This window comes from Roseburia amylophila (genome assembly GCF_025567465.1).
GTDB lineage: Bacteria > Bacillota > Clostridia > Lachnospirales > Lachnospiraceae > Roseburia_C > Roseburia_C amylophila.
The window spans coordinates 1-26515 of sequence record NZ_JAOQKI010000016.1 but is presented as its reverse complement, the minus strand read 5'-3'; the positions used below and the strand labels follow the sequence as shown (position 1 = coordinate 26515).

Annotated in this window: 19 protein-coding genes and 1 pseudogene; 17 read left to right on the top strand and 3 right to left on the bottom strand. The window is 40.0% G+C overall.

What is annotated here, in order from left to right:
• The first annotated feature begins 14 nt into the window (after positions 1-14).
• From OCV43_RS10405 to OCV43_RS10355, 11 genes and pseudogenes are all read left to right on the top strand, one after another.
• Complete coding sequence (locus OCV43_RS10405) at positions 15-557, top strand: bacteriophage abortive infection AbiH family protein (protein WP_262624059.1); 543 nt, start codon at positions 15-17, stop codon at positions 555-557.
• Positions 558-753: 196 nt separating this feature from the next.
• Positions 754-849: pseudogene (locus OCV43_RS10400) on the top strand (IS200/IS605 family transposase); the annotation flags it as partial.
• Positions 850-1282: 433 nt separating this feature from the next.
• Entirely contained in the window at positions 1283-1774 is a 492-nt protein-coding gene (locus OCV43_RS10395) for a GNAT family N-acetyltransferase (protein ID WP_117841274.1), read from the top strand.
• 97 nt (positions 1775-1871) lie between these two features.
• Positions 1872-2564: a nucleoside phosphorylase gene (locus tag OCV43_RS10390; protein WP_262624058.1), complete on the top strand. Its 693-nt coding sequence runs from the start codon at positions 1872-1874 to the stop codon at positions 2562-2564.
• 302 nt (positions 2565-2866) lie between these two features.
• Positions 2867-4927: a hypothetical protein gene (locus OCV43_RS10385; protein ID WP_117946315.1), complete on the top strand. Its 2061-nt coding sequence runs from the start codon at positions 2867-2869 to the stop codon at positions 4925-4927.
• 209 nt (positions 4928-5136) lie between these two features.
• Positions 5137-8148 (top strand): AAA domain-containing protein, encoded by a 3012-nt coding sequence (locus OCV43_RS10380; protein ID WP_262624057.1) that lies wholly within the window; start codon positions 5137-5139, stop codon positions 8146-8148.
• 86 nt (positions 8149-8234) lie between these two features.
• The gene (locus tag OCV43_RS10375; protein ID WP_262624056.1) at positions 8235-8858 is read left to right on the top strand and encodes a TetR/AcrR family transcriptional regulator; all 624 of its coding nucleotides are present in this window, start codon (positions 8235-8237) and stop codon (positions 8856-8858) included.
• Between the two features lie 281 nt (positions 8859-9139).
• Positions 9140-10906 carry an ABC transporter ATP-binding protein gene (locus tag OCV43_RS10370; protein ID WP_262624055.1) on the top strand — a complete coding sequence of 589 codons (1767 nt, stop codon included), beginning with the start codon at positions 9140-9142 and terminating at the stop codon, positions 10904-10906.
• Between the two features lies 1 nt (position 10907).
• Positions 10908-12641, top strand: a complete 1734-nt coding sequence (locus OCV43_RS10365; protein WP_262624054.1) for an ABC transporter ATP-binding protein — start codon at positions 10908-10910, stop codon at positions 12639-12641.
• A gap of 126 nt (positions 12642-12767) precedes the next feature.
• Positions 12768-14099, top strand: a complete 1332-nt coding sequence (locus tag OCV43_RS10360) for a uracil-xanthine permease family protein (RefSeq protein ID WP_416906627.1) — start codon at positions 12768-12770, stop codon at positions 14097-14099.
• A gap of 13 nt (positions 14100-14112) precedes the next feature.
• Entirely contained in the window at positions 14113-14649 is a 537-nt protein-coding gene (locus tag OCV43_RS10355; RefSeq protein ID WP_262624052.1) for an LOG family protein, read from the top strand.
• 142 nt (positions 14650-14791) lie between these two features.
• Here OCV43_RS10355 and OCV43_RS10350 read toward each other — a convergent pair whose 3' ends face one another.
• Positions 14792-16876: a methyl-accepting chemotaxis protein gene (locus tag OCV43_RS10350; RefSeq protein WP_262624051.1), complete on the bottom strand. Its 2085-nt coding sequence runs from the start codon at positions 16874-16876 to the stop codon at positions 14792-14794.
• A 320-nt stretch (positions 16877-17196) separates the two neighbouring features.
• Between OCV43_RS10350 and thiE the strand changes: the two genes are divergently transcribed.
• The 5 genes from thiE to thiM all read left to right on the top strand — a co-directional run bounded on the left by thiE (position 17197) and on the right by thiM (position 21363).
• Positions 17197-17844: a thiamine phosphate synthase gene (thiE, locus tag OCV43_RS10345; protein ID WP_262624050.1), complete on the top strand. Its 648-nt coding sequence runs from the start codon at positions 17197-17199 to the stop codon at positions 17842-17844.
• Positions 17845-18020: 176 nt separating this feature from the next.
• On the top strand, positions 18021-18824 hold the full coding sequence (gene thiD / locus OCV43_RS10340) for a bifunctional hydroxymethylpyrimidine kinase/phosphomethylpyrimidine kinase (protein ID WP_262624049.1): 804 nt from the start codon (positions 18021-18023) through the stop codon (positions 18822-18824).
• The gene (gene cytX, locus OCV43_RS10335) at positions 18817-20001 is read left to right on the top strand and encodes a putative hydroxymethylpyrimidine transporter CytX (RefSeq protein WP_262624048.1); all 1185 of its coding nucleotides are present in this window, start codon (positions 18817-18819) and stop codon (positions 19999-20001) included. The genes thiD and cytX overlap by 8 nt, the downstream gene beginning before the upstream one ends.
• 42 nt (positions 20002-20043) lie before the next feature.
• The gene (gene thiW, locus OCV43_RS10330) at positions 20044-20559 is read left to right on the top strand and encodes an energy coupling factor transporter S component ThiW (RefSeq protein ID WP_022243897.1); all 516 of its coding nucleotides are present in this window, start codon (positions 20044-20046) and stop codon (positions 20557-20559) included.
• A gap of 3 nt (positions 20560-20562) precedes the next feature.
• Positions 20563-21363, top strand: coding sequence for a hydroxyethylthiazole kinase (gene thiM, locus OCV43_RS10325; RefSeq protein ID WP_262624047.1), 801 nt, complete (start codon positions 20563-20565; stop codon positions 21361-21363).
• Positions 21364-21384: 21 nt separating this feature from the next.
• On the opposite strand, the gene OCV43_RS10320 is transcribed toward thiM, so the two are convergent.
• Both OCV43_RS10320 and OCV43_RS10315 read right to left on the bottom strand, forming a co-directional pair.
• Entirely contained in the window at positions 21385-22263 is an 879-nt protein-coding gene (locus OCV43_RS10320; RefSeq protein ID WP_262624046.1) for a YitT family protein, read from the bottom strand.
• A gap of 18 nt (positions 22264-22281) precedes the next feature.
• Complete coding sequence (locus tag OCV43_RS10315; protein ID WP_262624045.1) at positions 22282-24234, bottom strand: helicase-related protein; 1953 nt, start codon at positions 24232-24234, stop codon at positions 22282-22284.
• Positions 24235-24906: 672 nt separating this feature from the next.
• On the opposite strand from OCV43_RS10315, the gene OCV43_RS10310 reads away from it, so the two are divergent.
• Complete coding sequence (locus OCV43_RS10310) at positions 24907-26292, top strand: MATE family efflux transporter (protein ID WP_262624044.1); 1386 nt, start codon at positions 24907-24909, stop codon at positions 26290-26292.
• Positions 26293-26515: the final 223 nt, after the last annotated feature.

Below are 26515 nucleotides of genomic sequence, written 5' to 3'. Positions count from 1 at the left end.
CCTTTCATAGTGGGGTGAAAGCAGGTACAGTTAAGCACCCGCAAGCCATATTTGATTATTCTGAAACGCTTGAAAGGATATATGGGGTGTGCAAACATAATATCTGTCATATACATGGGATAAGAGAGATAAATTATGAAGAACAAAAACATAAGGATATGGTTTCAATTGGCAAGGATTATAGTAAACTGATTATTGGATATGAGGAAAAATTATTAAATTTAAAAGAGCATAATTTACTTTATAATGATGAAAACATAAGAAATGCTATTCATATTGCTAAAACGGGATTAATAAAAGATACGAATCAAAATATATTTCATGAAAAAGAATTTTTTGAAGATATCGAAAAAAGCAGATATTCAGTAGGTTTATCATATTCAGATGTAGATATGCCATATGTTAAGGAAATATGTGATAGACTTAGAAAATCGAAAAAAATGAGAGCGAGTAGGTGGTATCTTGAAGAATATGATTCAGTTGAACGCAGAAATGAATTTAAAAGAAAAATTACAAAAGTAAGATATAGTGGTAATTTCGCAGAATTTAAAATGTAGATGTATTAGAGTATATGTTAAGACTTTAAACCAGTCTCTTATGTAAAAGTGAGACTGGTTTATTCGTATAAGATATAATTGAATCATCAGCTGTGCAGGTGTGCCAACAAACGTTTTAACTTACAATAAAAAATCGCCAATGTTATACTAAGTATAGGTTTGCCAACTATATTAAAAACAAAGGAGACTATCATAAATGAATGTTAATAGTTTGGCACATACAAAGTGGAATTGTAAGTATTATATTGTATTTGTGCCCAAATACAAGAAGTCATATCTATACAGCAGAGTAGTATGCATGGAAGAAAAACAGAGTATGGTGAAATAATATTTAAAAATATATTGTTGCCTATTGTTGACATGAATTGCCAATAATGGTATATTTACCAACAAAAAAAGGAGAACATACACATGAATCAGAACTTATATTCAAGATGTTATATGTACATGTATTACGGACGTACACAGCTATAAATATGCAAGGTTAGTGCATTAGTTTATGGCTTGTAGGTCTTTTAGTCTAGTGCATAAAACCAGAATATAAGAGATGATTTAACACATTTTATATCTTAGATTGGAAATATCGCACTGGACTTTGAGGGTTTAGTGCGATTTTTTTTATGCTACCAGGCATCTGGAAGGAGCTGCCGGTGGCAGGTTTTGTAGGTGAAAGAGCATTTGTAAAGAACTGTTGGAAATAGGTTTACAAGAAGGAGAGATAAAAAATGAATGATGTAATAGAATTGGAACTCATAACAAGTGGAGAAGCAGAAGGTTTGCGTAAATTGCAGGTAGAAGCATTTATAGCGTTATATGAAAAATATCGGGATGATATTACAAGCCCGGCAAAAGAAAGTCTTGAAAAAATAACACAGAAGATAATTGAAGACAATTCGGATTTCTATTTTATTTTGTTTAATGGTAAGAGAGTAGGTGGTGTAAGAGTTAAATGGCATAATGGGAGAAATGTAAAGTGGATTTCCCCTATTTTTGTTATTCCACAATTTCAAAATAAAGGAATAGCAAGTGCTGTAATAGAACGATTATTTGAAATGTATTCTTCTGATACAATAGAATGGCGGTTAGATACTATTAAGCAAGAAGAAAAAAATTGCTATTTATATGAAAAATGTGGATTTGTCAGAGTCGGCGATGAAACAGTTATAAACGAAAAAATGACTTTAGTTGAGTATACAAAAACTTGTAAAAAATCATGAGGCAGAGTGACCTAAGGAGCCAGAAAAATGATAACAGAGGCATTTGATAATTCAGAGGCAAATTAGACCGGAGGATTTTTATGGGGAGAAAAGGCAGTTGTGTGATAAGTGTATTATTGTTTTTTCGGGGCAGATATTTGACTATATGCTGAAAACATATGCACATGAGCAGGCTGGTACAATAAAGTGCTGCAATGGAATTACAAAGGTATATGTTTTTGAAATAGATAATATGAAAATTGCCGCATACTTAAGCCATATAGGTTCTGCAATGGCAGGGAGTGATGTGATAGATGCAAATTGGCTGACGGGTGCAAGCAGGTTTATTATGTTTGGTTCAGCAGGTTCACTGGATAGAGATAAGACAACTGGAAAGTTTGTTATTCTAACGGAAAGTTACAGGAAAGAGGGAATGAGTTATCACTATGCAAAACCGTCAAATTATATAAAAATCAGAAATTATCGGATTGTGAAATCCATATTTGACAATTTAGGACTTCCTAATGTGGCAGGAAAAGTCTGGACAACGGATGCAATATATCGGGAAACTAAAGCGAAGCTTGATGCAAGGAAAAAGGAAGGATGCATTGCAGTGGAGATGGAATTGGCTGGAGTTCAGGCAGTCTGTGATTTTTATGGTTGGGATTTATATGATTTTCTGGTTACGGGCGATGTGCTGGATCAGGCAATTTATGATGCAACTGGGCTGGCGGCAGCAAATCATGACGTGGACAAATTATATATCGCAATTGAACTTGCCAAGAGAATTTTACACGTTGATATTTATTGATGAATCCAGTAGTAAAATATTATTTATAGATAGAAAAATCAGACAATTTGTCAATAAAAGGGTTGCAATTTGTAAAAAATAGTCGCATAATATCTATATCATATTTGGGAGAGTGAGTTATGAGAAATGAGAGCAGATATTATAATAAGAAAAAATTTAGAAGTTCACAAAAGAGACAATGCTTAAGGTGTTGGCTTTTTTGTGGGCTTTTTTGTATTTAAAATTTGAAAAAAACAATTAGAGAAAAATTTCAAAAAGTCATAATTGGTTTTAGATACTACTAGAATTGCATTGGAGGTACAATGGATAAAATAGAATATTGGGTACAAATAATAAGGGAATATATTTTGAACAATAATTTAAATGTTGATAAAGCAACTTTTTTGACCATAGTAATTGGACAAATTACAATATATGGAATATTACTAACATTTTACCAATTTGTGGCGTCATATCAGGGAAGTGAAATAGGAATAAATAGGTATTTAGGGATTAATATAAAAGAATTTTTTGTAAAGAAAAAGATAAAAGTTTTTAATAATTTTATATCAAAAAAAGGTTTTGGCATTATAGTTATATTGGAAATTTTGTATAAGCCTTTTATAACGATTTATAGGGCAGTTCTTCCTATAAAAACCATTAGTATAATGAATTTTATTTGGTTTGGATTTGCAATTACATATTTTGTTTTATTTGTAATTATTTTTTATCAATGCACGAAAAGTGTACTAGTAATAAAAATGTTATCTGATGCAAAAACGCAAGAGTTTGTGATGGAGGATATTAATAGAATTTTTTTGAAAAAAACAGTAAAAGATAGAATTAAATATACAAATATAGAATTATTACGTAAAGACTTTAGATGTTTATATTATGCCATTAAAGATGATGATAATTATGGATTACAAGAGAAATATGACAAATTGATTTCGTTTATTTTTGAAGATTATAGGAAACAAAAAGAACATGAATTCTCTTTGGGAAAAAAATATAATATAGAATTCAAAAATCAAAAAAATTGGATATATAATACAAAAAAGGAAGTATCTCTATTACAAGAGATTATAGATGAAAAATATTTTCGGGTAGATAAGGAAAATATAGAAAAAATTATGAATTTTTATCTGGATGTATGTAAACAAAATATTTCGAGAGCTGAATTAGAAGGATATGATCAAATTAATTATAATAAGTATATTAGTTTGTCGTTGAACGAGAATAATAGTATATTTGATGCCAGTGGGTGGAAGGAAGTATTATTAGAAATATATATAAAAATGGATGATGAAAGAAGACAATCATTGATACATCGCTTATATATAGAAATATGTAATAGACAAGAATTATATGCATCATATTGTGACGAGTGCCTTAAAAGTTTTATTACAATGGAAGTAAACGATATATTTAAGGAGAAAAGAAAACAAAAAGATGTTATTGATTTATTTGGAACAATCATAAATGAAGAAAATTTTAATGACTATTTGACAGAAATAATAAGAGATAGAATTGATTATTATAATAAAATTGATATAGAAGAAATATTAAAACAGTTAAGCAAACAAAATTGTACATATTTATTTACATATATTGTTATGTATTATTCTTTGTATAGATTCCGATTGGAGTGGGAATTTTTTAATATAAAGATGTTAAGAGTATTATGGAATTATCATGGTGATATGAAAAGTGATGAAGAAGCAGTGATACAGAAGATAAAAAATACAAACATAGGGCATCGGTTTGAAAAGAAAATGTATACAAAGTTGATGGAGTATATTGACGCCAGTCCAAATGGAAATTTATTTAATACTGTTTGTAAAGACGGGATATTAGATGCGTTTTATATTTGGACAATAAAAAGCAGTGTTACTAATTCAGATGAGGTGATGTATTGTATATATCAAGATGATTATGATATGGCGTCACAAATAGCAATTATAAATGAAGTGTCAAAGCATGATGAATTATTAGAATGCCAGACTATTGCCGAGTGGCTCCAATATATGAAATACAAAACATTTGCAGGACAAACTAGTTTTCCTGAAAAATTAGAGATTTCACTTAGATGTCTTTTGTTAACAGGCATGCATGTATTGGTTGTTATAGCATTTATGAGGGAAAAAAGTTATTTACGTGCGGATATTTTTGGAATATATATTTTAATTAAGATAAATGAGTTGTCGCATAAGGTGCAAAATCAGGATGATATAAAAGGAATTGTAAGAAACGCATTTATAGCAAGAAATATGAATGTAGATGAATATATAGATATGATAGAAAGGGAGTGCAGCATATGCAGGAGTGAAATTAATTATGTTCAAAAGGAGAAGATGAAAGAATATTTGTTGAAAACTTTTTGACAGAAATGAAATAAAACTTCTGAAAGAATAGTTTATGAACAAATTCTTGATGCTAAAGAACTGATTTATTTTCCATATAAAGTTCCCGCCGCCTCTATTCCAAAACGCTTCCCAAGACCCTGCTATGAACTACCCACCAAGATTTCAGCCATACTTGAAGCAAAGCAACCTATCGACCCGAAACATTACAAAACAAACAATTATAAACCATGAACACAATTTGCAGAGATATCTTCCGGGCCATTCATGAGAGAAAATGGCTCAGTATAGAGTACAGAAACGGAAAAGATGAAGTAACAAAATATTGGATTGGAATTATGGAGATAGACCCTATCCGGAAATCCATGCATGTAATGGGACTGCATTTGGGGCAGTATACCACAATGAGCCTTTACATTTATATTGAATCCATACTGTCATCGGCAGTAATAGAAGGCTCTTATTTTGAAACAAAGCAGGAGCTGATAGATGATATTACATATAATCAGGGAAAATACCGGAGAATCTTTGATAATATTGCAAATCTGAAGGTGCTCAATTATCTTGTTGACTGCAATAAAATGGATTCTGTACCTTACAAAACAGATTATGCACTCATTGAGCATCTGGATGGTGAATGGCAGGGGACTTATAAGCTCACACCGGAGCAGTTTAGGCAGATTGTATCAAAGTTTCAATATGGAGCAAAGGATGCCGCTTCCAAGAAGAAAATGAAGCAGCTGGCAATAAATGTATTAAGTATACATACGCCCAAAGGCGTATATGTGCTGGTATACCGAAAGCTGCGGCTGGATGTGCAGAAGAAGACCTTAAGGCAGGATGAAGAAATAACCGTCTGCATGGAGTTTGCATTGGAGAAGAATAAGCCGGAAGCAAAATTTGGAATCCGGAAATTTTTAGATGCAGATGACTATGAACTTTTAAATGATTTTGAAAAGAATCAGGAACTGATAAAAGATAAAATAACGAAGTCCAATCCCCAGATAAACGGCGTGGATGATATGCCATATGTAATTGCAATCGGCAGGGATTTGCTGGTGGATCTTCATCAGGAGTATGAAGCAATTCATAAAATGTATGAAAAAGATGAAGTGACCATTCCGATAAAAGCATTTTTCGGAGAACTGTTAAAACAGGTAGACCGAAGGAAAAATTATCCGATAACACTTTTAGACCGGAAAATCAATCTGGACCAGTTACTGGCAATTCATAATGCCATGAAATATCCGCTGGCATATATCCAGGGACCGCCGGGAACCGGCAAAACAAATACCATCGTAAATACCATGGTGACTGCTTTCTTTAATGAGAAAACGGTCTTATTTGCATCTTATAACAATCATCCCATCGATGGCGTGTGCGATAAATTAAAGTCCATTCCTTACCGGAATAAGGGGATGATACCATTTCCAATTATCCGCCTTGGGAATGATAAATGTGTGCTGCAGGCACTGGACGATATTCGGGATTTGTATAAGCGGACAAAGGATATTTCCATATTTGACAGTACCCTTGAGAAGAATAAGGATGATAAGACGAGAAGGACGGAGAAGCTGACCAAGCTCTTACAGAGACATGAAGAGAGAATCGAATTAAAGGAGCGGGAAGAAGCGATTCTTAAAATGATAGAGACTAATCAGCATCTGACTTTTCAGACAGAATTGCAGGGTGTTCAGCTTCAGGAGGTACGGAAAAAATTAGCAGAAATTGGTGAGATTACAGATGAAGAAGCATTGAAACTTGTAGTGGAAGATGAGGAGCTGTTTAAGAAATATCTCTACTATACGTCTGCAAAATATATTCAGCGTCTGAAGGAACCGAAAAATCAGGATTTGATGGAGATTGTAAACTGTCCGGATGAGGAAAAGAAAGTCAAGCAGTTTAATACCTATATCCGTCAGGAAGAAAATTTGAAGAAGTTCCAGAGAATTTTCCCGATTATTGCAACTACATCCATATCGGCACATAAGATTGGTGAGCCGGGAACTTATTTTGATATGGTCATCATGGATGAGGCAAGCCAGGGAAATATTGCCATGTCATTAGTGCCGATTATCCGGGGCAGAAGTCTTATGTTAGTAGGTGACCCGCAGCAGTTGAGCCCGGTAATTCTGCTGAATCCCATAGATAATGAGAAGCTTAAGCGGATTTATGGAGTGACAGATGAGTATGATTATATAAAGAATTCCATTTATAAGACCTATCTGGCATGTGATGCAGTCAGCGAGGAAATTCTGCTCAGCCACCATTACCGCTGCAATAAGAAAATTATTTCATTTAATAATAAAAAATATTATAACAACAAGCTGATTATCAATAGTCCAGATAAAGAAGCTAATCCGCTGATTTTTAAGAATATTCCAGCAAATACCACCAACTATAAGAATACAGCGCCGCAGGAAGTGGAAGAGATTATTTCGTTTATCAAAGAACATCCGGATAAGAGCATTGGTATCATTACTCCGTTTACCAATCAGAAAGAGCTGATTAACAAGGCGTTGAAAGACAATGGGATGGAAAATATTCCCTGCGGAACGGTTCATGCATTTCAGGGAGATGAAAAAGATGTTGTGCTTTTTTCGCTGGCAATCACCCAGCAGACTTATCAGGGAACTTATGACTGGCTGAAAAATAATAAAGAACTGATTAATGTGGCAACCTCCCGGGCAAAAGACCAGTTGGTAATATTGTCGGATATCAAGGAACTGAAGCGTTTGCATTCCGCTGGGGATGATGATATTTATGAGCTGGTAGATTATGTCCAGACCAACGGTGAGGCGCAGGTGACAGCAAGAGAGACTTCTTCCAGGGCATTGGGAATCAAGCCGTACAGCACGCAGACAGAGGCTGCATTTTTAACCACATTAAATCATGCACTAGATAATGTGCTGAATACAAATAACCGCTGCGTTGTGCAGAGAGAAGTCAGCATTGCACACGTATTTCAGGAAAATGAATCCTATGACGACCTTTTTTATACCGGAAGATTTGACTTTGTGGTATATGAAAAAGGATACCGGGGACAGGACATGCCGATACTCGCCATTGAGTTAGACGGAAAAGAACATAAAGAAAATGCCATTGTACGGGCGAGAGACGAGAAGAAAAATGCAATTTGCCGGGCACATGGATTTGAGTTACTCCGGGTGGAAAATTCTTATGCCAGAAGGTATAATTACATTAAGAATATACTGATACAGTATTTTAAGAGGGTAAGGTAACGAAAAACCCCTTGACATCTCACCCAAAACTAATTATATTTATAACAGTGTTATATAACACTGTTATAAATGAAACGGAGGCATCAGTGACTAAACCAATCGAAGGCGTATCGGAAAGAATACTTTCCTGCGCAACGGAAGAATTTTTAGAAAAGGGTTATTCCGATGCATCGCTTCGCACCATTGCGGCGAAAGCGGGAACAACCACAGGTTCTATTTATTCCAGATTTAAAGACAAAGAAGGGCTGTTTGCAGCAATTGTAGGACCGGTGGCAGAGTATATGATGAATCTTTTTGTGAAGACGCAGGAAGAATTTCATGCAGTAGAGCCGGAGCGGCAGCCGAAAGAAATGGATGACTATGTAATATCCGGAATGGATGAAATGCTGGATTACATCTATGATAATTTTACCGCATTTCAGTTATTGCTGGAGGCGTCCTATGGAACGAAGTTCCAGAATTTTGTAGAAGAGTTGGCAGAAGTAGAGGCAGAATATACCTACAAGTTCATGGAGGTTATTCATTTTCAGAATGATGAGGAAAATGAAGTGACGGGAGAATTCATCCATATTATGACAAGGGCATTATTTGACAGCATGTTTGAAGTTGTGCGTCATAAGATGGAGAAAGAAACTGCACAGAAATACGTTCATATGCTGGAAAAATTCAACTATGCAGGCTGGAATACCATTTTAAAATTCGAAGTGTAAAAGATAGTAAGACTGCTTATCTTGTAACAGCAGGAAGCAGTCTTTTCTTAAAAGTGCTGGTTAGTTAAACCTAATTCATATTAGACGACACTATGCAATGGAAATATCAAAAAGGTGCATTCCAGAATCCAAGAAGTCAGTTCTTCTGCCTGAATACCAACAGTGAGGTGGCACTTGGCTGTGAAAATATGTGACAGCAGCACACCGGGAGCAGTTTTTAAAACAGTTTTCGTTTCAATAAGAAGAAAGAATCAATTATTTTTAAAGGAGGAGAAGAAAAAGTGAAAAAGGAAAGTTCCTTATCAAAGCTTTTTGCCTATGCCGGTAAATTCCGTTATCTGACTATAGCATCCTGGATTTTATCGGTAGTCAGCGCATGGCTGGCTTTGGTACCATTTTATTACATCTGGAGAATTATGAAAGAAGTGCTTTCTGTGGCACCGGATTTTGGCAAAGCAGCTCATTTAAAAGAATATGGCTGGGCAGCCGTTGGATTTGCCATTTTATCCATGCTGGTTTATGTGTTTGCACTGATGTGTTCCCATCTGGCAGCATTCCGCGTCCAGGCAAATATCCGCACCAGCCTGATGCGGCATATCCTGACACTGCCAATGGGATTTTTAGATAAAGACGGAACCGGCAAAATCCGTAAAATCGTCAATGAATCCAGCGCAGCAACAGAGACCTATCTGGCGCACCAGTTACCGGATCAGGCAGGAGCCATCGCAACACCGGCAGGTCTTTTGGTATTGCTTATGGTATTTGATTTCCGGCTTGGTCTTTTGAGCCTGATTCCTGTGGTGGCAGCATTTTTGATTATGGGAACCATGACCGGACAGCGTATGAAAGATAAGATGGAAGAATATCAGAATGCATTGGACGAAATGTCCAGCGAAGCAGTGGAATATGTCCGTGGAATCCCGGTAGTAAAGACTTTCGGACAGTCGGTATTTTCATTCAAACGCTTTCAGGCCTCTATCAGGAAATATGAAAAATGGACGATTGCGTACACGAAGGAAATGCGGATACCAATGACGGTGTATACAACCGTTATCAATGCGGTATTTGCAGTGCTGATTGCAGCAACCTTTTTCTTTACACGAAATGGAGCCGATAATACCTTTTTATTAAATCTTTTATTCTATATTATCATTACGCCGATTATCACTGTGACCATGAATAAAATTATGTATTCCAGTGAAAATCAGCTGATTGTAGCAGATGCAATTTCCCGTATCGAAAGTATTTTAGAAAAGAAACCGTTACCGGAAACCGCCCATGCACAGGAGCCGGAGAACAACTCCATTACCTTTGAAAATGTATCCTTCCGTTATGAAGATGCCGGAAGAGATGCACTGCATCAGATTAATCTTGCCATCAAAGAGGGCGAGCATGTGGCATTTGTAGGACCGTCCGGCGGCGGAAAGACGACGCTGGCAAGCCTTGTGGCACGATTCTTTGATACTACGGAAGGACGCATCCTGATTGGAAATAAGGATGTGAAGGAAATCTCTTCCAGGCAGTTAATGGATATGGTGTCTTTTGTATTTCAGGACAGCAAATTATTAAAAACTTCCATTTTGGAAAATGTCCGCATGGGAAAGAAGGAGGCAACCAGAGAAGAAGTCATGCAGGCGTTAAAGGAAGCCCAGTGTGAAGATATTATTGCGAAGCTTCCAGATGGAATTGATACAGTAATCGGAAGCAGCGGAACCTATGTATCCGGTGGAGAAGCCCAGCGGTTTTCCATTGCAAGAGCCATGTTAAAGAATGCACCGATTCTGATTTTGGATGAAGCAACAGCCTTTGCAGACCCGGATAATGAAGCAAAGGTGCAGGAAGCGTTTTCCAGACTGTCTAAGGGCAAGACCGTAATTATGATTGCCCATCGTCTGTCCTCTATTGTAGACGCAGACCGGATTTGCGTTTTAAAGGATGGCAGTATTGCAGAAGAGGGAACCCATGAGACGTTACTTCAGAAAAATGGTGTATATGCCCATATGTGGGAAGAATACAACAAATCGGTACAGTGGAAGGTAGGTGCGTAATATGAGCTGGAAAGAAAAATTACAACATAAATATGCACTTTCAGAGCAGGGTGCAAATGACATGATAAAGGCATTTCTGACAGCAACCGTTTCCAATATTGTGTTGATGTTTCCGGTGGGACTGCTGTATTTTCTGGTGGAGGATTATCTGAATGATAACTTGAGCGGCAGAGGCGTGTTCTACCTTGTGGGAAGTATTCTCTGTCTGGTTCTGATTGCAGTGACAACGTATATCCAGTATAACTGCACCTTCCTTGCCACCTATGTGGAAAGTGGTGTGCGAAGAATTACGCTGGCAGAAAAATTAAGAAAGATTCCATTATCTTTCTTTGGCAAAAAGGATTTATCCGATTTGACCAGCACCATTATGGCGGACTGTGCCACGATAGAAACGGCATCCTCCCACTATATTCCGGAGCTTTTTGGAGCCTGTGTTTCCACCGCAATGATTGCTGTCAGCTTATTCTTTTTTGACTGGCGGATGGCACTGGCTGCACTGTGGGTACTTCCGGTATCATTCCTCATTGTACTGAGTGCCAGAAAATTTTTAAGATATCTTAGCAGAAAACAGATGAAACTGAAAATGGTCTGCACAGATGGCATTCAGGAATGCTTAGAGACGGTCCGGGATTTATGGGCAAATGATGCGCAGGAAAATTATATGGCTGGACTTGAGAAGAAAATTAAAGCAGTAGAAAAACATGCAGTGGCGGCAGAACTTGGAAATGCTGTTTTTGTATCCGGTGCCCAGATGATTTTAAAGCTTGGAATTGCGACGGTAGCATTGGTTGGCGGAATTTTACTTTCGAAAGGAAGTATTGATTTACTGACTTTCTTTATGTTCTTATTACTGGTATCAAGACTTTATGACCCGATGCAGATTTCCCTGCAGAACCTTGCCGCCATAATCAGTGTGGATGTGCAGTGCGAGCGGCTGGATGAAATTTTATCCCATTCGGTACAGAGTGGAAGCACCGAGATGAAATATGACGGATATGATATTGCATTTTCACATGTGGGATTTTCCTATGACAGTAAGGAAAGTGTGCTGAAAGATGTTACTTTTACCGCAAAACAGGGCGAAGTCACAGCATTAATCGGACCATCCGGCGGCGGTAAGACCACGGTCTCAAGACTTGCCTCAAGATTCTGGGATATCGATAAGGGAACGATTACGGTAGGCGGCATGGACATTTCAAAGATTGACCCAGAAACACTGATGTCTCTTTATTCCATTGTCTTTCAGGATGTTACACTTTTTAACAATACGATTATGGAAAATATCCGTATTGGACGTTCCGATGCAACAGATGAGGAAGTCATTGCGGCAGCAAAATTGGCACACTGTGATGAATTTGCAGATAAACTGCCGGAAGGCTGGCATACCATGATTGGGGAAAACGGTTCCGAATTATCCGGCGGAGAACGTCAGAGAATTTCTATTGCAAGAGCATTTTTAAAGGATGCGCCGATTATATTCTTAGATGAAGCGACCGCATCCTTAGACGTAGATAATGAAACACTGATTCAGGAGGCATTGTCCCGGTTGATTCAGGATAAGACGGTTATGATTATTGCACACCGCATGCGTACGGTGTCAGATGCAGATAAGATTGTGGTATTAAAAGATGGAGTGGTAGCCGAAGAGGGTGCGCCGGAAGAACTTACAGCAAAGGATGGCGTTTACCGGCATATGGCAAAGACACAGCTTCAGGCAGCAGGCTGGAAATTGTAAAAAGCAGTTGACCTCCCCTTTGTTCCGTCATAAGATAAAAAAGATAGCGGGAATGCTATTGCGGAAATAGATAACGGAGGAAAAAAGAAAATGAGTTTTTCAGAAAGAAAAAACACAAAAGATGGTATGGCAGCAGGTCAGAAAGCCAGCGTAGATAATATTTATTCGCTGGATGGCAAAGTGCCGGTTTTAAATGCAATTCCATTTGGCTTGCAGCATATTTTAGCTATGTTTGTAGCCAATATTGCACCGATTCTGATTGTGGCAGGGGCCTGCGGAATGGATGCAAAGAATACGGCAATGATTATTCAGAGTGCAATGATGATTGCCGGAATCGGAACATTGATTCAGTTATTCCCAATCTGGAGAATCGGTTCGAGACTTCCGATTGTCATGGGAATTTCCTTTACCTTTGTATCCATTGCCTGTGTCATTGGCGGACAGTATGGCTATGGAGCAATCATGGGAGCGGTTCTTGTTGGAGGTATCGTAGAAGGTATCCTTGGACTTTTGTCCAAATACTGGATGAAACTGGTAACACCGATTGTAGCAGCTACCGTTGTAACAGCAATTGGATTTTCCCTGCTTGAAGTAGGTGCAGATTCCTTTGGTGGTGGCAGCAGCAGTGCAGATTTCGGATCTGCAACCAACTGGATACTTGGAACTGTGACACTGGTATGCTGTATCGTATTTAATATTGTAGCAAAATCCTATTTCAAACAGTTATCCGTACTGTTTGGACTGATTGTAGGTTATATTGTGGCATTGTGTATGGGTGTGGTAGATTTTTCAGCACTTTCCGATACAAGCCTTCTGGCACTGCCGCATCTGATGCCATTTAAAATGGAATTTCATGCAGATGCTATTATCGCATTTGTTTTGATATTCTTAGTGTCAGCAACCGAGACAATTGGAGATACCTCGGCACTGGCATCATCCGGCTTAAACCGTGATGTCACCCAGAAAGAGACTGCGGGCTCACTTGCCTGTGATGGATTTGTCAGTGCATTATCTTCGGTATTTGGCTGTATGCCGATTACATCCTTCAGCCAGAATGTAGGTCTGGTTGCCATGACCAAGGTTGTAAACCGTTTTGTCATTGCAACGGGGGCCATAATTATGATCCTGGCAGGAATTTTCCCGGTAGTAGGTGCAGTACTTGCCACACTGCCAAGTGCAGTTCTGGGCGGATGTACAATTATGATGTTCGGAACTATTGTAATCAGTGGACTGCAGATGATTGGAAAATGTGGATTTTCCCAGAGAAATATTACCATATCGGCACTGTCCTTAAGTATCGGATTAGGCTTTACCCAGCTGCCGGATTTATTTGCAATCTTCCCAGGCATTATCCGTTCTATCTTTGCAGAAAACTGTGTAGCAGTTGTATTCCTTACTGCCATTATTTTAAATCTTGTATTGCCTAAAAATATGGAAGTAGAACGTCAGGAAAAGTAGCAGAGGAGAGCATATGAATATAGCAGTATATTGCGGTTCATCCGCAGGAAGTAAGGAAGCATATACCATCGGTGCAGTAGCCCTTGGCATGTGGATTGCAGAGAACGGACACACACTGGTATACGGTGGAGCCCGGGGCGGATTGATGGGAACCATAGCCAATTCCGTATTATCCAATGGTGGAAAAGTAATCGGTGTACTGCCACAGGTGGAATCCATTCAAAACCGCAGACACCAGTTTTTGACAGAGTACATAGATACGAAAGATATGGCGGAGCGGAAAGCGAAAATGATAGAGTTAGCAGATGTTTACATCGCACTGCCGGGTGGTCCGGGAACCTTAGACGAGTTATCGGATATCATATCCCTGCAGCGTCTTCACATCAATGAGAATCCATGTATTCTTTATGATATTGATGGCTTCTATCAGCCACTGAAAGCATTTTTCGAAGAAATGCAGAGCTCAGGCTTTGCAGCAAAAGAAGATTTTAACCGTCTGCTGATTTCCAAAGATTTATCGGAGATCGAAGCATTTATCCTGCAGCATTAAATGAAGCAGGAAAATAAAGACGGAGATTACGGATACAAAATACAGACCAAAAAGAAAACTCATAGTAAATTCCAAACGGAATCTGCTATGAGTTTTCTTCTTTCGCAAGCAGCGATATCTTAAAAAATATCTTGAAATAGTTTTATCCTAACAACTGATCTACATAATCTTTAATTGCCATATTGTCTTCCGGCATCTGGCAGCCGACGATATACATGCCTTCGTCGTCGGAACTTCGGATAATATGACCTTCCAAAGCAGCTTGATCCGGTAAATCAAAGGAAAGGATATTTAAGAGAATATCAGTCCCTTTGCTATCTGCAAAGAACGGTGCATCGCAAAGGAAAGCAAATCCGTTGGCACTGATATTTTCCATACGTCCCTGGAAGGTTTCTCCGGTGTTCTTAACTGTAATATTACAGAAATTGGAAAGGTCGGCACGAGGATATTTCCGTCGGTTTAAAATATTTGGACTGCCGGTGATTTCTACGACGAAATCAGAGGTTGTTTTATCTACATGGACGGAGACATTATCCCAGCAGTAAAGCACATTCCCAACAGTAATCTGGATGGAACAGGATTTGTTGTTACGAAAAGAAAGCTTTTCTTCCAGAGAAAGTATAATCTGGTTGGAATACTGTTTCAGAACTTCACCATGGAAAACATGGTCAGGGTTTTCCGTCAGGCGGATGGTTGCTTTCATACCAGGGTTGATATCCTCAATACCCATGAAGCCGCCGATTCCAAGCTTGCACATCAATGCCTGGATTTCATTTTCTATGCTGTTAATATTGTTAGCACTTTCATCATATTTACTTACCATACGCTGACTGATATCATCAGAATCATGAATGCAGAGTGTCATGGTATCGACAATTTCAGAAATATACTTCATATTTTCTACTAACTGGCGGTTTGATGTTTCCACTTCTTTGATTGCATTGTCAATGACCTGTATATGCTCACCCATCTGAGATGAGTCAGCGGTAATTTTATTCACATTTTCACCGGTCAGTGTGACTTTCTCAAGAGTAAGCTGAATAAGTTTTAAGGTCTCTTCAATGGATTTTGTCATCTTGCCGGAGATTTCATCCAAACGCATCAGCGCATCCTGGATCTGTTTGGAAGAAGCCTTGGTTTCAGTGCTCAAGGTACGGATTTCCTCAGCAACAACAGCAAATCCTTTTCCTGCTTCTCCGGCTCTTGCAGCTTCAATGGAAGCATTTAAGGCAAGGAGATTGGTCTGACCGGAGATGTTGTCAATGGTTCCGGTTTCGGATTTTACTTTTTCGAATTCAGAGGTAAATTCTGTCAGAACCTGTTCTACTTCATTGGAAAGTCTGGACATGGTTCCTGCAGTTGTAACAAGACTCTCCAAGTCAGCAGAACTGACCTGTGCATGATGAATGGATTCATTGGTAAGAGAAACCATTTCCTGAATCATGGAGCCGACATGTTCTACCTGGGAATTGATGTCAGTTGTCATATCAAGGGAAGAAGTCGTACGGTTCTGTAATTCCTGATTGTTGTTGGTCAGATTGTTCATTCCTTTTAAGACAACGTCAGAACCGTGTTTATTTTCATTAGCCAGTTCCCGGACAACGGTGATACCGTCCATAACGTTATTGCTGGCAGTTTTCACCTTTTCTACGGTATTTACCACACGATGTAAATCATCCTTGATACTGTCTGTCAGTGCACCGTCAGCCTCGTTTAAATGGCGGATGGACATGATATAACAGATATAGCACAGAATCAGGCAGGATATCTGCAGCTGATAATTTTTTACGTCAGTAGCAGTGGTGCAGCTTAATACCATATAGCGGTAAATAATACTGATCGCTACGCTGATAGTATTTGCAATACCGCACTGCAGCATGAATTTCCGGTCTTTAAAAATAATTAAAAGACTGGTTACCGGCAGAATGTAGGTAAATGCAATTGGGGATGCTGTGGTACATAAAAGATAAGTATAAAAGATACCGTAACCAAGCACCAGTATATAGCGATAGATGTCAGTAGTTTTGCCTTTGATTTTTAGAAATAATTCTCCAATAAAAAATGGAATCCAGCAGAGCAGAACAAAATAGAGATACTGCTTCGATGGATAGAGACCGTTGGACATATCGGCACCATAGTTAGCGGTCAGCAGCAGGGAAAATACAAGCCAGATTCTGCGGGCTTTGATATTGGCCTTGGCTTTAAAAACATTTTCATCATAATTCATAGATATTCTTAATCCTTCTCTTTCGTACAATGATGTAATAAGCTAAACTAATTCTAAGCCATTTTTTTGTGGTTTTCAAGGTATTTTATGGAAAACATAGCTTGCTTTTTTGTGGGGAATGTGTATAATGAAAATCGTTGAAAAACGGGGTGCTCGCACAGGCGGGCTGAGAGTAAGCAGAAGCTTTAACCCAGAACCTGATTTGGATAATGCCAACGTAGGGAGATAACGAAACGCAGGTGCGATTACTTAGTGTGCAGGAATCTTTTTTACAGAGGTCCTGCACTTTTGTTTTTGCGGGTAGTGAGGAGAAATCACATATGAATATTACAAGAGAACAGCTTCTTCTTTATGCCATTACCGACCGTAGCTGGCTTAAGGGAGAGACCTTATATGAGCAGGTGGAAAAAGCATTAAAGGGCGGAGTTACTTTAGTGCAGCTTCGGGAAAAAGAATTATCTGAGCCGGAATTCGAAGCAGAAGGCAGAAGCCTTTTGGAACTCTGCCACCGTTATAGGGTACCATTGATCATCAATGATAATGTGGAACTGGCAGAAAGGATAGGAGCCGATGGTGTGCATGTGGGGCAGTCCGATATGGAGCTGACCCGTGCAAGAAAAATTCTTGGAACAGATAAAATCATCGGAGTGACTGCGAAAACAATAGAACAGGCACAAGCAGCAGAAAAAGCCGGTGCAGATTACTTAGGAAGCGGAGCCGTATTTGGCAGCAGCACCAAGACTGATGCAAAGCCGATGGAACTAACCCTGCTGCAGGAAATCTGTCAGAGCGTCACCATCCCCGTAGTCGCAATTGGCGGCATCAACCACGATAACATCCTGAAATTAAAAGGATGCGAAATTGCAGGAGCAGCAGTTGTAAGTGGAATCTTCGCATGTGAGGACATCGAAGAGGGAACGAAAGAACTGTTGCAAAAAGTAAATATGGTAGTAAAAAATCATGCATAAGATAGGACATAAAAAAGTCTTACTTATATAAATTTCAGAGGATTCTTTTTTTGAACAAGGTATTTCAGGACAAGCCGAAGCCCGTATCAGAAAATGATTCATCTGAACAATTCAGCGGCAGATTGGGGGCACCACCTTAGGTCGCTATACAAAATTAATGCAAAGGAGACAAATGTATGAACACAGCATTAACAATCGCTGGAAGTGATTCCAGTGGAGGCGCCGGCATCCAGGCAGATATTAAGACGATGACCGTCAATGGCGTATACGCCATGAGTGCGATCACGGCACTTACTGCCCAGAATACAACCGGCGTAACAGACATTATGGAGGTAACTCCAGAATTTTTGGCAGAGGAGCTGGATCGTATTTTTACGGATATATATCCGGATGCAGTGAAGACCGGAATGGTCTCTTCCAGTGCTCTGATAGAGACAATTGCGGACAAACTGACAGCGTACCACGCAAAAAATATAGTCGTGGATCCTGTTATGGTAGCGACCAGCGGAGCAAAGCTCATCAGCGATGACGCTATCGGTACATTGAAAACTAAATTATTGCCTCTGGCAACTGTTATAACTCCAAATATCCCGGAAGCGGAAGTGCTTTCCGGTATGGAGATAAAGACAGAAGCAGATATGGAAAAAGCAGCAGAAATCATTTGTAAAACCTTCGGTTGTGCCGTGCTGTTAAAAGGCGGACATCAGTTAAATGATGCCAATGATTTGCTCTGGCAGAAGGACAAAGAGCCGGTATGGTTCCACGGAAAGAGAATTGACAATCCAAACACCCACGGAACCGGTTGTACCTTATCATCTGCCATAGCATCTAATCTTGCCAAGGGACGCAGCCTGGAAACATCCGTGCAGTACGCAAAGAATTACATATCCGGCGCACTGGCAGCCATGTTGAATCTGGGAAAGGGAAGCGGCCCGATGAATCACGCATTTGCAATAGAAGGAGAATATACCAATGAATGAGAAGAAGACATCTGTATTCAGTAATGGATTAATCTGGTTTGGAGCCGGTGTATCCATTGCTGAAATTTTAACCGGAACTTATTTTGCACCGCTTGGATTTGGAAAAGCCATGGCAGCTATCTTATTAGGACACTTAATCGGTGGACTGATGATGTTTGCAGCAGGGATGATTGGTGCAAGAGAACGAAGAAGTGCTATGGAAACCGTAAAAATGAGCTTTGGAGAGAAGGGAAGCCTTCTTTTTGCAGCGTTGAATGTATTGCAGCTGGTAGGATGGACAGCCATAATGATTTATGATGGCGCACTGGCAGCCAATGGTGTCATTCCGGTAGCAAACTGGTTCTGGGCAGCTATTATCGGAGTCCTCATTATCCTTTGGATTCTGATTGGACTTACCAATCTTGGAAAGCTCAATACCATTGCAATGACCGCATTATTTATCCTGTCACTGGTATTGTTTAAAGTGATTTTTATTGGAAATGGAGCCATTCCGGCAATCGTGGATGATGGAAGCCTTACCTTTGGCGCAGCCGTAGAGCTTGCGGTAGCAATGCCACTTTCCTGGTTGCCATTAATCAGTGATTATACAAGAGAAGCAGAAAAACCATTTGCAGCAACCGCAGTCAGCGTTGTTGTATACAGTCTGGTCAGTATTTTCATGTATGTCATTGGTATGGGTGCAGCACTTATTACCGGTGAATATGATATTGCACAGATTATGTTAAAGACCGGATTTGGTATCGTAGGACTTGTGATTATCATTTTCTCAACAGTAACAACGACTTTCTTGGATGCTTATTCTGCAGGTGTTTCCAGTGTATCCATTTCTGAGAAAATCAATGAGAAATGGGCAGCAATTATTGTAACGGTAATCGGAACTGTTGCAGCAATTGTATATCCAATGGATAACATTACAAATTTCTTATATCTTATCGGTTCTGTCTTTGCTCCGATGATTGCCGTACAGATTGCAGATTACTTTATTTTAAAGAAAGCCAATGCAAAAGACATGGCATTTCAGTGGCGTAATCTTGGTGTCTGGCTTATCGGATTTGTGCTTTACCGTGTGCTGATGCACATTGATACTCCGGTTGGAAATACACTTCCGGATATGGTGGTTACCGTCATTCTCTGCGTGATTGTGGAAAAAGTTGCAGAAGCAGTAAAGAAAAACTAAGAGGTTCCCGTCCTCTCGGATGGGAACAGAAGAGAGGACAAAATGAATCACAAATCAAACTTAAAGAAATTAACCGTAACCGCAATTTTTGCAGCAATCGCAGTCGTAGGAAGCCTGTTTTCATTTCCGGTATTCGGCTCAAAGTGTGCCCCGGTACAGCATCTTGTAAACGTACTGTGTGCTGTTCTGGTAGGACCTTGGTGGGGACTTGCCCAGGCATTTATTGCATCCTTAATCCGTAACCTTTTAGCATTGGGAAGTCCACTGGCATTTCCGGGAAGTATGTGTGGAGCACTTCTTGGCGGACTCCTTTATAAATATGGAAAGAAACTCCCATTTGCATATATCGGTGAGGTAGTAGGAACCGGAATTATCGGTGGAATGCTTTCTTATCCGGTTGCTTATCTGGTAATGGGAAATACAGCAGCTGCATTATTTACTTTTGTAGTACCATTCTTAATCAGTACCTGTGGAGGAACCATTATTGCAATGATTATTACCATTCCTTTAAAGAAATCAGGAATGTTAGCAAAAATGAAAGACAGTCTGGAGAACTAGAATATGGAATTAGAAGCCGGAAAAATTGTAGAACTGCATCATGAGATAAAAAAGAAACGTCCGGTCATTCACTGTATAACCAATGCGGTGACCGTCAATGACTGTGCCAATATTCTGCTGGCAGCAGGCGCATCGCCGACCATGGCACATCATCCGCTGGAAGTGGAAGAGATAACAGAAGGGGCAGCCGCATTAGTCTGTAATCTTGGAGCCATTGCGGATTTTGAAGCCATGGAAAAAGCCGGAAAGAAAGCGGATGAAATGGGACATGCCATTGTATTAGACCCGGTAGGAATTTCCGGTTCTACTTACCGGCGGATGCAATGCCAGACTTTGATAAAAGAAATTCACCCGACCTGCATTCGGGGAAATTATTCTGAGATTCGTGCACTGTTAAAGGACTGCAATACCGTAACCGGTGTGGATGCATCGGATAAGTCTGTTGATGTGGAAAGCATGAAACAGTATGCGAAAGCACAGAAGACCATACTGATTGCATCCGGTGCAGTGGATGTGATTACGGATGGCGGAGAAGTCTTTGAATGCAGAAGAGGCCATGAAATGATGGCACATATTACCGGAAGCGGTTGTATGTCATCGGTTATGCTGGGCGCATTTCTTGGAACAGAAGCAACCATAGAAGCGGCAGCAGCCTGCTGCAGTTTTATCGGATTGTGCGGCGAGGCAGCTGCAGAAAAAACAAAGGAATGTCAGGGCGGTACCATGACATTCCGAAATGTTTTCATCGATGAAGTTTCGTTGATGACACCGGAGAAAATTTATGACCGGTATCAGAAAAAGTAGTTTTGTATACCAGATGATGCATTAATCATTTGGAGTATTGTGAAACCGGCCTTCCAATTCCTCCGTCTTTACAATATTGATAAATGCGTGTGGGTCGATGGAACGTATCATAGGAATTAACTGGCGCTTAGCCTCCGTATTAATGACGGAGTAGATAAGCGTCTTTTCTTTTTCTTCATAACAGCCAATGCCCTGAAAGAGGGTGGCATCATGGTTGGTGGTTTCCCGGATCGCATGATAAATTTCATTGGATTTATCGGAAATAATAAACAGAGTCTCTTTCTTGTAACGCTTATAAAGCATCTGAATTACCTGGGTGCTGCAGAACTGGTAAATAATGGAATAAAGTGCAATAGACCAGCCAAAGAGAGCACCTGCAATGGCAAGGATAATGACATTGCCAAGGAGAATATAATTCCATGCATCAATTCCCTTCTGGGAGGAAAGATAAATACTGATAAAATCGGTTCCACCGGTAGTAGTTCCAACGTTTAAGCACAGGCAGATGGCAAATCCGTTTAAAAGACCACCGAACACACTGATTAAAAGAACATCCTGTGTAAATACATAAGCCGGCAGCAGGTCTACGAAAATACTGGATAAGAAAATCGTAAGAATCGAGTACCAGGTAAATTTTTTCCCAAGGAACCGGAAACCGATATAGATTGGGAAAATATTTAAAACCACGTTGAAAAAGGTATATGGAATATCAATATGGAAAAAGGTCAGCCCGATTTTCTGTAAGAGCAGGGACACTCCGGAAAAACCGCCCGGAAATAATCCGGCAGTTTTCGCAAAACAACGCAGGTTCCATGCATACAGAATCGATGCAAAAAATACGATGAAAATCCGGAAGACCTGATAAAATTTTGGGTGTTTGGATTCAATGGAAAGAAACATAATGATTACCTCCTGTTATCAGATTTTTTTATAGGGCCTATGTCCATAACACTTCTCACAGACCCGGAACGGATAACCTACCGGCAGCGTTACGCCGCAGTATTTACAGGTGCGGATATAATCCTTCTTATCTTTGGCAAGAAGCTTCATAATTGTATCTTCTGTCTTTTCCCGTTCCCGGTTTAATCGCTCGCTATCAGAAATTTTTCCCATTCTGGTGGAAAACTGATGGTACAAGTCCAGCATTTTATAAAAAGTTTCGTAACGCATCAGTCCCTTGTCATTACACATAATCAGTGATGGAAAATGAAGGGAGACATCAGCAGTATAGGTTTTACAGTAATAGAGCCACAAATCAACGATATCCCGGTTTTTGATATCAATGGAGCAGGTCAGCATCCGGTAGAGGGTATGTTTATCCTCAAACCCATCGATTTCTTTACGGGCTTTATATGCCTTATCATATAGAAAGAGAATTTCGTCAATGCTGATTTTCTCAAAAGGAGCAGAGGGCTCTACGGATTTCCATATTTTTAAAATGGCATTTAATGGCTCGTCCATATCTAAAAGGATATGTGGGAAACCAAGGCTTACCTTCTTAATAACTGGTTCCGGCTGGTCAAAACGTTTGGCAATATAATTTCTGGCATCCTCGCCCATGGCATTGACATAACCGGTGTCATACATGCCAAACCGTCCGGCACGTCCGGCAATCTGCCGTATCTCCGGAATATTAAGCGGGCGGGTGGAAATGCCGTCATACTTTTCTGTCTGGATAAAAACAATTCTTCGTACCGGAAGATTCAGTCCCATACCGATGGCATCGGTGGAAACCACTACTTTTGTTTCGTGGCTTAAGAAAAGACGAATCTGTCTTCTGCGGATTTCCGGTGGAAGACTGCCGTAGATGACACTGGCACGAATTCCCTCACGTTCTAATCGTCCGGCAATGTCTAAGACAGCACGCTTGGTAAAAGTGATTAGTGCATCACCTTCTGTGACATCATCCGGAAAAACAAATGCCTCTTGCTCACAGACCAGTGCAGTTTTCCGTTCATAGTGGCGAACCTCAAAGGTATCCTCGCAAAGGGCTATGAGGTGGGTAACAACTTCCTCGGCAGCAGGACTCATGCAGATATGGATTTCATCTGCTTTTACCCCCAGAATAGCGCGGGTCCAGGAGTGCCCACGGTCACGGTCTGCAATCATCTGTGCTTCATCAATAACGGCAATATCATAGTGCTGTTCCATGTCTAACATTTCAATGGTAGAAGAAGTAATCCGGCTGTTTTCCTCCGGAATGCATTCTTCTCCGGTAAGCATCGTACAGGCAATGCCAGCATCTTTCATTTTCTCATAGATTTCCAGCGCCAGAAGACGCAAAGGACCAAGATAGACTCCGCACGAAGCCTCTTTTAAACGCTCTAATGCGTGATAAGTTTTGCCACAGTTGGTAGGACCAACATGCAGGATAAAATGCCGCTGCATGCCTCTGGTCTGTGGAAATTCTGTTTCCGGTTTCAACGGAACCATCCCGACAATCTGATGACGCATTCCAAATTGTCCATACTGATGGCACAAATCCTTTAAGGTGCGCCGGCAGATTGCAAGGGGCATTTCCTGATATAAAAAGTTTAAGAAACGCTCTGTAATTAATTCCGGTTCCTCGTCCCGCAGGGAACTGATATCAAGACGGACCAGCTCAGCAACAAGATAAGTCTCAAACTGCATAATATAAATGGGATTGGCATCCCGATAAACAAAATAGGCAAGATTACGGAGCTGACGGTGATAATTCTCCAGCTGCGGCTGTTTTATCTTCGGAGAATGGATAGCCAGCAGTTCCTTGGAAAGCCGCTGCATCCGCTTCGGATAGGGACCTGTTTCCGGTATCGCTTTTTTATGCTTCTTTTTCGCAAAGGTTTTATACTGGGCACAATAGAATTGTACCAATTTATCTGTCTGTATCATACGACCTCCATATCTATGCTAAGTATACCATTCTTTGGGTATGGTTGTAAAAGACATATTTTTCATGTGAAATCTTTTCCACCGCTGGTTTGACTTCGGAGAAAATGGGTGTTACAATCGTTCGGTATGAAATGCTTTATGCAGGTGATGGGGAAAGCTTATAAGATAATACAAAATCATTGGTTATTCAGCAATTGCCTGTTTGGGACTGGAAAATCCCACAGTTCTAAAGTACATGTTTTTCTTTTTGCTATGAAAACAGTCTTTTCCATGTTTGACAGTAATACTGCACCGTTCGCTGAAATACGGATGCATTTTAAGGACTGTTAGGGGCACTTGGAATTTCGTCTGGCAACAGGCAACGCTGGTACAGGGATGTACCAGCGAGGCACAGATGAACATGGATGTGAATTTGTGCCGGTTGCCAGACTGGGCAGATTGCAAATCGAAATTCCCTAGTGCCCCTTGCAGGACTTATGTGGCATCCGTATCCAGCGGACAGTACAGTATTCCAGTCAAAGCAGGCAAAAGACAGTTTACAATCAAGAAAAACATGCACCTAAGAACTGTTGGCATTTTCCGTTAAAAAACAGTTAATTGCTGAATAACCAATTGATTATATATATTAAGTTATAAGCTTTCCCCTTCGCCGGAGAAAGAAAGGAGACCGTGATGGAACACACAGTAGAAACTACGAAGAATCCGCTGGCGGAAGAAAAAATCGGGAAACTGATTGTCCGCTTTGCAATACCGGCAATCATCAGCATGCTGGTAAGTTCCCTTTATAATATAGTAGATCAGATATTTATCGGACAGGGCGTTGGCATGCTTGGAAATGCCGCAACAAATATTGCATTTCCGGTATCCATTATCTGCACGGCAACGGCATTGTTACTTGGAATCGGAAGTGCATCCAATTATAATCTGGAGACCGGAAAAGGAAATGTAGAAGAAGCAAATAAGATTGCAGGAACAGGACTGGGTCTTCTGTTTATCTGTGGAGTGATAATTGCAGCAATCGTATTGCTTTTTTTAAATCCGCTGCTGTATTTATTTGGTGTAACACCGGATGTGCTGCCATATGCACAGGATTATACATTTATTACAGCTTTTGGAATCCCGTTTCTGGTATCTACAACCGGTGGAACGCATCTGATTCGTGCGGACAGAAGCCCGACCTATTCCATGACCTGCATGCTTGTGGGCGCAATTATCAACACGATTTTAGATCCGTTATTTATTTTTACATTTAACTGGGGAATCAAAGGAGCCGCATGGGCGACTGTAATCGGACAGTTTGTATCAGGTCTGCTTGTTATTATATATTTTGTAAAATTCCGAAAAATGGAACTTTGGTTTTCCATGCTTCGTCCAAGGGTGAAATATATGAAAGCGATTGCAGCATTGGGAATGGCTTCCTGCATCAACCAGATAGCCATGGCAATCGTGCAGATTACCATGAATAATACGTTGCGTCATTACGGAGAAATGTCTGTATATGGAACAGATATCCCCCTTGCCTGCGTTGGAATTATCTCAAAAGTAAATATGGTATTTATGGCAATCTGTATTGGAATTTCCCAGGGCTGCCAGCCAATCTGGGGCTTTAATTATGGAGCGGGAAGTTTTGGGAGAGTAAGAAAAACATTTTGGCGTGCCTTTGAGATATCCGTGCTGGTGGGTGTTGTTTTTTTTATTGTGTTTCAGATATTTCCACATCAGCTGGTGGCGGTATTTGGTGATGGAAGTACAGAATATTTCCAGTTCGCAGAGCGGTATTTCAGAATTTTTATGTTTATGACATTTATCAATGGAATCCAGCCAATGTCTTCTAGTTTCTTTACATCCATTGGAAAAGCCAGACTTGGTATTGTTGTATCACTGACCAGGCAGGTGCTGTTTTTACTGCCGCTGATTCTTATTTTCCCTTTGTTTATGGGAATCGACGGAGTAATGTATGCAGGACCAATCGCAGATGCAGCTGCAGCTGTCGTTGCCATTTTCTATGCACTGCGTGAATTAAATATCATGAAAAATTTAGAAAAGAAAGCAGTATAAAAAATATCAATATAAAAAACGTCAAAAAGAATCCCATGGAAAACAGAAATATTCTCCATGGGATTTTTGCTATTTCCGGACATCTGCAGGAATTTGCCGGTGGCAGGTCCTACAGGTTATGAAATAGCGGTATAAAACGGCAAAAGGCAGGTCTTTGGGATTAGAAGCTGTGACCGCCGCCACCGCCGCCACCGCCGCCACTGCTACTGCCACCGCCACCGCC

Coding starts and splice junctions, on each gene's coding strand:
- thiM (WP_262624047.1), top strand. CDS start 20,563: ATGGAATTAGAAGCCGGAAAAATTGTAGAACTGCATCATGAGATAAAA.
- OCV43_RS10310 (WP_262624044.1), top strand. CDS start 24,907: ATGGAACACACAGTAGAAACTACGAAGAATCCGCTGGCGGAAGAAAAA.
- OCV43_RS10385 (WP_117946315.1), top strand. CDS start 2,867: ATGGATAAAATAGAATATTGGGTACAAATAATAAGGGAATATATTTTG.
- cytX (WP_262624048.1), top strand. CDS start 18,817: ATGAATGAGAAGAAGACATCTGTATTCAGTAATGGATTAATCTGGTTT.
- thiD (WP_262624049.1), top strand. CDS start 18,021: ATGAACACAGCATTAACAATCGCTGGAAGTGATTCCAGTGGAGGCGCC.
- OCV43_RS10395 (WP_117841274.1), top strand. CDS start 1,283: ATGAATGATGTAATAGAATTGGAACTCATAACAAGTGGAGAAGCAGAA.
- OCV43_RS10365 (WP_262624054.1), top strand. CDS start 10,908: ATGAGCTGGAAAGAAAAATTACAACATAAATATGCACTTTCAGAGCAG.
- thiE (WP_262624050.1), top strand. CDS start 17,197: ATGAATATTACAAGAGAACAGCTTCTTCTTTATGCCATTACCGACCGT.
- OCV43_RS10360 (WP_416906627.1), top strand. CDS start 12,768: ATGGCAGCAGGTCAGAAAGCCAGCGTAGATAATATTTATTCGCTGGAT.
- OCV43_RS10315 (WP_262624045.1), bottom strand. CDS start 24,234: ATGATACAGACAGATAAATTGGTACAATTCTATTGTGCCCAGTATAAA.
- OCV43_RS10355 (WP_262624052.1), top strand. CDS start 14,113: ATGAATATAGCAGTATATTGCGGTTCATCCGCAGGAAGTAAGGAAGCA.
- OCV43_RS10320 (WP_262624046.1), bottom strand. CDS start 22,263: ATGTTTCTTTCCATTGAATCCAAACACCCAAAATTTTATCAGGTCTTC.
- OCV43_RS10350 (WP_262624051.1), bottom strand. CDS start 16,876: ATGAATTATGATGAAAATGTTTTTAAAGCCAAGGCCAATATCAAAGCC.
- OCV43_RS10380 (WP_262624057.1), top strand. CDS start 5,137: ATGAACACAATTTGCAGAGATATCTTCCGGGCCATTCATGAGAGAAAA.
- thiW (WP_022243897.1), top strand. CDS start 20,044: ATGAATCACAAATCAAACTTAAAGAAATTAACCGTAACCGCAATTTTT.